The sequence below is a fragment of the Halomonas sp. genome (genome assembly GCF_031581305.1).
In the GTDB taxonomy this organism is placed as follows: domain Bacteria; phylum Pseudomonadota; class Gammaproteobacteria; order Pseudomonadales; family Halomonadaceae; genus Halomonas.
Map to the genome: position 1 here is coordinate 1 of NZ_JAVLBC010000137.1, position 8728 is coordinate 8728.

An 8728-nucleotide genomic window follows, 5' to 3' on the forward strand; every position below is an offset into this window, starting at 1 on the left:
GGATGGCGATATCGATCTCCATCCCGGGATCCATGCGCTCGCCGAGCACCTCGACCACCTCGCCCACCGGCTGTACCCGGGTCTCGGGCTGCTGGACGATCGTCGCCGAGATCACCTGGCCATCCTGGGCCCCGCCACAGGCGCTGTGGGGAATGATGACCTCCTGGGTGATGCGGGAGTTCTCGGGGATCAACACGCCGAATTCCGGGGTATTGGCGCGGTAGACGCCGACGATGGCCTGGGTGTTGCGCGCGAGCACCTCGACGATGGTGGCTTCGTCGCGGCCCCGACGGTCGCGCCCGCTGACCCGCACCAGCACGTGGTCGCCATGGAAGACCCGACGCATCTGCCGTGGCGGCAGCACCAGGTCGGGTTTCTTGCCGTCGTCGCGGAGCAGAAAGCCAAAACCGTCACGGTGTCCCAGCACCTTGCCCTTGATCAGGTCGAGCTTGTCGATCAGCGCATAGGCACCGCGGCGGTTGCGCAGTACCTGGCCATCGCGCTCCATCGCCGACAGACGACGGCGCACCGCCTCCTGGAGCTCCTCGTCCTCGAGACCCAGCTGCTGGCTCATCGCCTCGTGGGTGAGCGGTTTGCCGGCCTCCTCCAGGCGAGCGAGCAGGTATTCACGGCTGGGAGCAGGCTTGTCGTACTTGTGGGCTTCGCGTTTGGCGTGCGGATCGTCGCTGAGCGTCCAGTGGGTCATGCGGTGGGCATCCTTGGCGGCATCGGGAGCAGCGTGATCGAAAGGGCGCGGGGACAAAGTCCGGCGCGTGGCATCTGGCATTTCGGGTCGATTGTCATGGACGCAGTATAGCGCCGGTGCCCCCATCACCCAACCATGGCAACGCCGGCATAGCGAGACAGGCGAAAAAAATCCTGCCCGACGGGGCCAGATCCGCTTGCATCAGCGAGCGAATCCGGTACGATACGCCTCGCCTGCCCAGATGGCGGAATTGGTAGACGCGCTAGCTTCAGGTGCTAGTGTCCTTACGGACGTGGAGGTTCAAGTCCTCTTCTGGGCACCATCGATATCCCATAGACTGGATATCAGGGAGTTCGCTCCCACGCTCTTTGTCAGCTCGAATTGCTCGTGTTCGCCCAGGTGGCGGAATTGGTAGACGCGCTAGCTTCAGGTGCTAGTGTCCTTATGGACGTGGAGGTTCAAGTCCTCTCCTGGGCACCATCGCACAGGCGATGCCCGCGAACACGACGACGGCATGATGCGCCCAGGTGGCGGAATTGGTAGACGCGCTAGCTTCAGGTGCTAGTATCCTTACGGATGTGGAGGTTCAAGTCCTCTCCTGGGCACCACTTCTTCTCGCGTCATGCAGACGAGTCTACATTGCAGCCCAACAGGAAACCGCGACGCCATGTTCGCGGTTTTTTTGTGCCCGTCGCTCAGAAGCGGCTGGGCAGCCTGGCCACGGCCTCGAGCCCCCATCCCGCGGTCTCTACCTCAGCCTCCAGCGCTGCGGCAGCCGCCTCGGGCAGTTGCGGAAAGAAATCCAGGCCCGTGCTCGCCTCCAGCTTATCGATGCTGACCAGGAAATCATCCAGCGGCTCGTCGCCGGTGACACGCTGCGGCATGAGGAAGGCCAGGGCACGCGGCTCCTCCCCCGGCACCACCAGGATCTTGTAGAAGGCCTCGGGCACCTCCACCAAGCCGACCCGGTTGAGCACGTTGCCTCGGAACGAGGCCGGGAACACCGGCCCCGTGATCACCTGAAGGGTACCGAAGCGGGGCACGAAGTGATCCATCACCACTTCTTCCAGGCGCTGCCACAGACGCCGGTTAAGCTCAGGCCGCTGGGGCGACATGTTGCTCATCAGGAAGGTATCACGCTGCGCCGCCCTGCCATGGACCGCGGCGATGGCATAGTTGGGGGCAAGATGTCCCCGATCATAGCCGCTGCCGAAATAGCCGTCCGGCGAGATCGGCCACAGGGCCCGCCAGTCGCGCCGGAAGCCAGGACGCGGCCCGGCGCCGGGGTCGTCGACCTCGTGCAGCAAGTAGCTGACCCACAGGGGGTTGACCCGCATATCGGACCACCCCACCAGGAAACCGTCGTTGCGCAGCACGCGATGAAAGCTCAGCGGGGTAAGCTCCTGCCAAGTGGTGACGCCCTGCCAGCTGAGGCCGTCACGCAGCTCGCGCTCCTGAAAATGCCAGAGCCCCGTGGCCACGGCCACGAACAGCGCCGTGATGCCGAAGCGACGCAACTGACGGCGCCAGCGGCTGGCGACGCGTCTTCGTCTTGCTGCCATGCCTGCCCCTTCCCTGTCCGATCATGCAGCGAGCCGCGGGGCCCGACTCCCTTCACCAGCCCAGCGAGAACATGGTCTCCAGGTCATGGCGGGAGTGGACCTGCATGGCATTGAGCGTCTCGGTGTCACGAATGCCTTCGACGGCATTGAGTCGTCCGGTCACCAGCTCCGCCAGGCTCTCGAAGTCACGGGTCCGCGCGATGGCTACCAGGTCGTACCGGCCACAGGTGGAATAGACCTCGCTGATGCCCTCGACGTCGGCCAGTCGCTCGGCCACCGCCTTCACCTGGCCCTTTTCGGCATTGATCAGAATCACCGCATTCTGCATCGGACTACTCCCTGTTCTAGGCGCTTGCGCGCACATCACAACCCGCAGTCGACCGTACGCCCACCGCAGCTGGTGCGAGTATAGCAGCGCCGTCGAGGGCGCTGAACCAAGAGGCCTGCGCCTCATCGCGGGTCTGATCGCCCGGATGGGCGACGATGCGGCGGATTGCCGCACAGGTGCCGACCGGTTAGCGATACCTCCATCAGTTTACTACCATTGAGCGGACGAACTCCGCAGGGACGCGCCTGTCGAATCGAGTGGTGGTTCGACCACCCGCCAAGAAGAACCGGGCATCATGATTGCCCCACCACGCCCCCTAGACCCACCGTGATGACAAGGAGAGACCATGGCCGACCATAGCCGTCGTGATTTCATGCGTAACAGCCTGCTGGGCCTTGCTGCCCTGCCCCTCGGCGCCGGTATCCTGTCCAAGAGCGCCCTCGCCCAGGACCTGCCGCGCCTCGACCCTAGCGCCGAACAGGCCAAGGCCCTGAACTACGTCGAAAATGCCAGCGACGCCAGCGACCATCCGGCCTACGAGGAAGGCGAGCAGTGCAGCAACTGCATGTTCTACCAAGCTGACAGCGAAGGCTGTCAGCTCTTCCCGCAAAACAGTGTCGAGCCGGGCGGCTGGTGCCAGTCCTGGACAGCCCAGGCCTGACCGACACTTCGCATCACGCAGAAGACGCGTCACATAGCAAGAGTGACCGACGAGACCCACGCCATGGCGTGGGTCTCGTCGGTTGGGCACCTCAATCACGCCCCCCCTTCTCGGGCAGGGGCCAGTGGTAGCGCCGCACCACCTCATCGCCCTGTATCGACTCCAGCTGCACCGGGAAGCCCCACAGCTGATGGAGGTGACGGATCACCGGATAGGCGCTGCGCGCCAGCGGACGCCGACGGTCCTGGACATGGCGCAGTGTCAGTGAACGATCGCCACGAATGTCAGCCGAGTAGACCTGGATATTGGGTTCACGCACCGCCAGAGCGTACTGGGTGGCCAGGGACTCGCGAATGCGCCGGTAGCCACGCTCGTCATGGATCGCCGCCACCTCCAGCATCTCCTCCTGGTCGTCGTCGACCACCATGAACAGCTTGAGGTCGCGGATCACCTTGGGCGACAGGAACTGCTGGATGAAGGATTCGTCCTTGAAGTTCTTCATGGCGAACTCCAGGGTCTCCCGCCAGTCGCCACCGGCACTGTCGGGGAACCACTGCCGATCCTCTTCCGTTGGCGACTCGCAGATGCGCCGGAGGTCGGTGAAGATGGCGAAGCCCAGCGCATAGGGGTTGATGCCGCTGAAGTAGGGACTGTCGAAGGCCGGCTGACTGACCACCGCGGTGTGCGACTGCAGGAACTCCAGCATCAAGCCTTCATCCACCAGCCCTTCATCGTAGAGACGGTTCATCAGGGTGTAATGCCAGAAGGTCGCCCACCCCTCGTTCATCACCTGGGTCTGGCGCTGGGGATAGAAGTACTGGGCCAGCTTGCGCACGATACGCACCACCTCTCGCTGCCAGGGGGCCAACAGCGGGGCATTCTTTTCGATGAAATAGAGCAGGTTCTCCTGGGGCTCCGGCGGATAGCGCCCGCCCTCGTGCAGGCCCAGCGGATCCTCCTCGTCGGCCATGCCGGGCAGCGCATCGCCGCGCGGCCGGCCCGGGATGGTGCGCCACAGGGTATTGACCTGGGCCTGGAGGTGTTCCTCGCGCTCCTTCTGGCGCCGCGCCTCCTCGGCAGCGGAGATCGGCGAGGGGCGCTTGTAGCGGTCGACGCCATAGTTCTGCAGGGCGTGGCAGGCATCCAGCAACTGCTCCACCGCGGCCACGCCGTGGCGCTCCTCGCACTCGCTGAGGTACTTCCGGGCAAACACCAGGTAGTCGACGATGGAGGAGGCATCGGTCCAGGTGCGGAACAGGTAGTTGCCCTTGAAGAAGGAGTTGTGGCCATAGCAAGCGTGGGCCATGACCAGCACCTGCATCATCAGGGTATTCTCCTCCATCAAGTAGGCGATGCAGGGGTCGGAGTTGATCACCAGTTCGTAGGCCAGCCCCATCTGGCCACGACGGTAGGCCTGCTCAACGGCCAGGAACTGCTTGCCAAAGGACCAGTGGTGATACCCCACCGGCATACCCACGCTGGCATAGGCATCCATCATCTGTTCGGTGGTGATGACCTCGATCTGGTTGGGATAAGTATCCAGGCGATACTCGTCCGCCAGGCGTGCAATTTCCTCCTCGAAGTCGTCAAGAATCTCGAAATTCCAGTCGGAACCGGTCGCGATGGGCTTGCGTCGTGTCATGCTGCCTCCTCGGGCCACCTGCTCGGGTGGTCAAGTGCGGGCAATGCGGCGCTTGAACAGCTCGCGAAAGACCGGGTAGATGTCCCCAGCCTCGACGATCTGGCGCATGGCGAAGCACTCGGCATACTCGGCCTCCACCCGCTCGTACTCCTCCCACAGCGCCTGGTGGGCATGAGGGGTGATTTCCACGTAGGTGAAGTACTGTAGCCGCGGCATCAGGCGCTCGACGAGCAAGTCACGGCAGGTAATGGAGTCGTCGTCCCAGTTGTCGCCGTCCGAGGCCTGGGCCACGTAGAGGTTCCACTGCCCGGGCGGGTAGCGCGCCTCAATGATCTCGTCGACCAGGGTCAGGGCGCTGGAAACGATGGTCCCGCCGGTCTCGCGGGAATAGAAGAACTCCTCCTCATCGACCTCCTTGGCCGCGGTATGATGGCGCACGAAGACCAGCTCGACTTTCTCGTAGTTGCGCTCGAGAAAGAGGTAGAGGAGCAGGAAGAAACGCTTGGCAATGTCCTTGTGGGCCTGGGTCATGGAGCCCGAGACATCCATTACGCAAAACATCACCGCCTTGCTCGAAGGCTGGGGCTGGTCGACCAGATTGTTGTAGCGCAGATCGTAAGTATCGATGAAGGGCACCGCCTCCAGGCGCTTCTCCAGGCGCTCGATCTCTGCCTTGAGTTCGGTGATGCGTGCAGGGTTGCGAAGCACCGGATCCTTGCGCTCCTCCTCGGCCAGCACCTCCATGGCCTCGCGCAGGGCTCGACGGATCGGCGCCCGCATGGCGATGCGCCGCGCCTGAGCCTCGCGCATGGAGCGCACGATATTGATGCGCGCCGGCACGCCCTCCTTCGACACCCCAGCACGCACCGGGCGCACCTCGTCGAGGTCCACCAGGGCCTTGCGCTCCAGGTGGGGCAACTCCAGGCCGTCGAAGACGAAGTCGAGGAACTCCTCACGGCTCAGGGTGAAGGCGAACTCGTCCATGCCCTCGCCCTGGTTGGAGGCACCGCCCTCCCCGGCACCGTCGCCGCCACCCCCGCCGCCGGGGCGGCGCAGCCGATCCCCCTCGACGAACTCCTTGTTACCCGGCGCGACGATGGTGCGCTTGCCCCCCGGGCCGTGCTGGAAGACCGGCTCGGAGATGTCCCGGGTAGGGATCGAGACCTTCTCGCCGCGCTCCATGTCGGTGATCGAGCGACGGTTCACGGCCTCCTCGACCGACCGCTTGATATGGGTGCGGTAGCGGTCGAGGAAGCGCTGGCGGTTGACTGCGCTCTTGTGCTTGGCGTTGGCACGACGATCGATGAAATAGGTCATGACGACCTCCTCGGCCTACTGCGACTTGCGTACCCGCAGATACCACTCGGAGAGCAGACGCACCTGCTTCTCGGTGTAGCCGCGGTCGACCATCCGTGCAACGAAGTCCTCGTGCTTCTTCTGGTCCGACGTCGAAGCCTTGGCGTTGAAAGAGATCACCGGCAGCAGTTCCTCGGTGTTGGCGAACATCTTGTGCTCGATCACCCCGCGCAGCTTCTCGTAGGACTGCCAGCTGGGATTCATGCCGTTGTTCTGGGCACGGGCGCGCAGCACGAAATTGACCACCTCGTGGCGGAAGTCCTTGGGGTTGGAGATGCCCGCCGGCTTCTCGATCTTCTCCAGTTCCTCGTTGAGGGCCTGACGGTCGAGGAACTCGCCGGTCTCCGGGTCGCGATACTCCTGGTCCTGGATCCAGAAGTCAGCATAGGTCACGTAGCGGTCGAAGATATTCTGCCCATACTCGGAATAGGACTCGAGATAGGCCGTCTGGATCTCCTTGCCGATGAAGTCGACGTAGCGCGGCGCCAGGAACTCCTTGATGAAACGCAGGTAGCGCTCGAAGGTCTCGCGGGGCAGCTGCTCCTGCTCCAGGCGCTGCTCCAGTACATACAGCAGGTGAACCGGGTTGGCCGCCACCTCGTGATTGTCGAAATTGAACACCTTGGAGAGGATCTTGAAGGCGAAGCGCGTCGACAGTCCCTCCATGCCCTCGTCGACCCCGGCCGCATCGCGGTACTCCTGGATCGACTTGGCCTTGGGGTCGGTGTCCTTGAGGTTCTCGCCGTCGTAGACCCGCATCTTGGAGTAGATGCTCGAATTCTCCGGCTCCTTGAGCCGCGAGAGCACCGAGAACTGCGCCAGCATCCGCAGGGTATCCGGCGCGCAGGGTGCCTCGGCCAGCGAGGAGTGCTCGAGCAACTTCTTGTAGATGTTGATCTCCTCGGTGACCCGCAGACAGTAGGGCACCTTGACGATGTAGACCCGGTCGAGGAAGGCCTCGTTGTTGCGGTTGTTGCGGAAGGTCTGCCATTCGCTCTCGTTGGAGTGGGCCAGCACCACGCCGTCGAAGGGGATCGCCCCCATGCCCTCGGTGGGGTTGTAGTTACCCTCCTGGGTCGCCGTCAGCAGCGGATGCAGCACCTTGATCGGCGCCTTGAACATCTCGACGAACTCCATGAGCCCCTGGTTGGCCCGACACAACCCGCCGGAGAAGCTGTAGGCGTCCGGATCATCCTGGGAGTAGAGCTCGAGCTGACGGATGTCCACCTTGCCGACCAGCGAAGAGATATCCTGGTTGTTCTCGTCGCCGGGCTCGGTCTTGGAGATGGCGATCTGGTTGAGCCGTGAGGGGTAGAGGCGCACCACCCGGAACTGGGATATATCGCCCCCGTACTCCTTGAGGCGCTTGGCGGCCCAGGGCGACATCACGCTCTTGAGATAGCGCCGAGGGATGCCATACTCCTTCTCCAGCAGCTCACCATCCTCCTCCGGGGAGAACAGGCCCAGCGGGGACTCGTAGACCGGAGAATCCTTGATGGCATAGAAGGGGACCTTCTCCATCAACAGCTTGAGGCGCTCGGCCAGGGATGACTTGCCGCCGCCTACCGGCCCGAGCAAATAGAGGATCTGCTTGCGCTCCTCGAGCCCCTGGGCGGCATGGCGGAAGTAGGCAACGATCTGCTCAATGGCCTCTTCCATGCCATAGAACTCGGCGAAGGCCGGATAACGACGAATCACCTTGTTGGAAAAGATGCGTGACAGCCGCGGATCCTTCGCGGTATCGATCACCTCTGGCTCGCCAATGGCCTCCAGCATTCGCTCGGCCGCCGTCGCATAGGCCACGGGCTCCCGGCGGCAAAGTTCCAGATACTCCTGCAGGCTCATCTCTTCCTGCTGGACGCGAGAGAAGCGGTTCTGCACATGATCGAAGATGCTCATCGAAGCCTCCTGTATGCCCGATTCCCCAGCCACTCGACATGATGATGACAGGCCAGGGTGGGGTCTCTTCAGCGTAGACAGCATCAGCGGATAACGGTTTGCCTCACCAATCAACGCACACGAGTCGTCTCCTCTGAGAGCTCGGAGAGCGCCACTCGGTTCATAAGGAATCGTGAAGGATTAAACGCTCAAAGGACGATTCCCGCCGGAGAGGGCCGACGGGTGGATCAGCGTCAGGCAAGGCAGCAGGTGGATAACACGGCGACCGGGGTCAGAGACGTGCGGCCAGCCGGGTTCCCTGATCGATGGCCCGACGGGCATCGAGCTCCGCCGCCTCGTCGGCACCGCCGATGACATGTACAGCCATCCCGGCCGCCTGGAACGGTGCCAGCAGTTCCCGCACCGACTCCTGGCCGGCACAGACCACGATGGTATCAACCTCGAGACACCGCAGGTCACCATCGAGGCGGATATGCAGCCCCTCGTCGTCGATGCCGAGATATTCGCAGCCAACCAGCGTCTCGACCCCGCGATGCCGGAGCGAAGCCCGGTGGACCCAGCCGGTGGTCTTGCC

Annotated in this window: 7 protein-coding genes, 3 tRNA genes and 1 pseudogene; 4 read left to right on the forward strand and 7 right to left on the reverse strand. The window is 63.4% G+C overall.

Going from position 1 to position 8728, the window contains the following annotated elements:
- Window positions 1-706: winged-helix domain-containing protein (locus tag RI841_RS11655; protein WP_310705771.1), on the reverse strand; the 706-nt coding region annotated here is incomplete at its 3' end.
- Window positions 707-941: 235 nt separating this feature from the next.
- Between RI841_RS11655 and RI841_RS11660 the strand changes: the two genes are divergently transcribed.
- The 3 genes from RI841_RS11660 (at window position 942) to RI841_RS11670 (ending at window position 1314) form a co-directional block, all read left to right on the forward strand.
- A tRNA-Leu gene (locus RI841_RS11660) sits at window positions 942-1028 on the forward strand.
- A 71-nt stretch (window positions 1029-1099) separates the two neighbouring features.
- Window positions 1100-1186 (forward strand) — tRNA-Leu (locus tag RI841_RS11665).
- A 41-nt stretch (window positions 1187-1227) separates the two neighbouring features.
- Window positions 1228-1314: transfer RNA gene (locus RI841_RS11670), tRNA-Leu, on the forward strand.
- A gap of 87 nt (window positions 1315-1401) precedes the next feature.
- Here the strand turns inward: RI841_RS11670 and RI841_RS11675 are convergent.
- Complete coding sequence (locus tag RI841_RS11675) at window positions 1402-2268, reverse strand: DNA/RNA non-specific endonuclease (RefSeq protein WP_310705772.1); 867 nt, start codon at window positions 2266-2268, stop codon at window positions 1402-1404.
- Window positions 2269-2320: 52 nt separating this feature from the next.
- Complete coding sequence (locus tag RI841_RS11680; protein ID WP_023004511.1) at window positions 2321-2596, reverse strand: Lrp/AsnC family transcriptional regulator; 276 nt, start codon at window positions 2594-2596, stop codon at window positions 2321-2323.
- A 346-nt stretch (window positions 2597-2942) separates the two neighbouring features.
- On the opposite strand from RI841_RS11680, the gene RI841_RS11685 reads away from it, so the two are divergent.
- On the forward strand, window positions 2943-3257 hold the full coding sequence (locus RI841_RS11685) for a high-potential iron-sulfur protein (RefSeq protein WP_310705773.1): 315 nt from the start codon (window positions 2943-2945) through the stop codon (window positions 3255-3257).
- Window positions 3258-3348: 91 nt separating this feature from the next.
- On the opposite strand, the gene RI841_RS11690 is transcribed toward RI841_RS11685, so the two are convergent.
- From RI841_RS11690 to fadH, 4 genes and pseudogenes are all read right to left on the reverse strand, one after another.
- On the reverse strand, window positions 3349-4899 hold the full coding sequence (locus RI841_RS11690; RefSeq protein WP_310705775.1) for a SpoVR family protein: 1551 nt from the start codon (window positions 4897-4899) through the stop codon (window positions 3349-3351).
- A 30-nt stretch (window positions 4900-4929) separates the two neighbouring features.
- Window positions 4930-6216: a YeaH/YhbH family protein gene (locus RI841_RS11695; RefSeq protein WP_310705776.1), complete on the reverse strand. Its 1287-nt coding sequence runs from the start codon at window positions 6214-6216 to the stop codon at window positions 4930-4932.
- Between the two features lie 15 nt (window positions 6217-6231).
- On the reverse strand, window positions 6232-8154 hold the full coding sequence (locus RI841_RS11700) for a PrkA family serine protein kinase (protein ID WP_310705777.1): 1923 nt from the start codon (window positions 8152-8154) through the stop codon (window positions 6232-6234).
- Between the two features lie 271 nt (window positions 8155-8425).
- Window positions 8426-8728, reverse strand: a pseudogene (gene fadH / locus RI841_RS11705) (NADPH-dependent 2,4-dienoyl-CoA reductase); the annotation flags it as partial.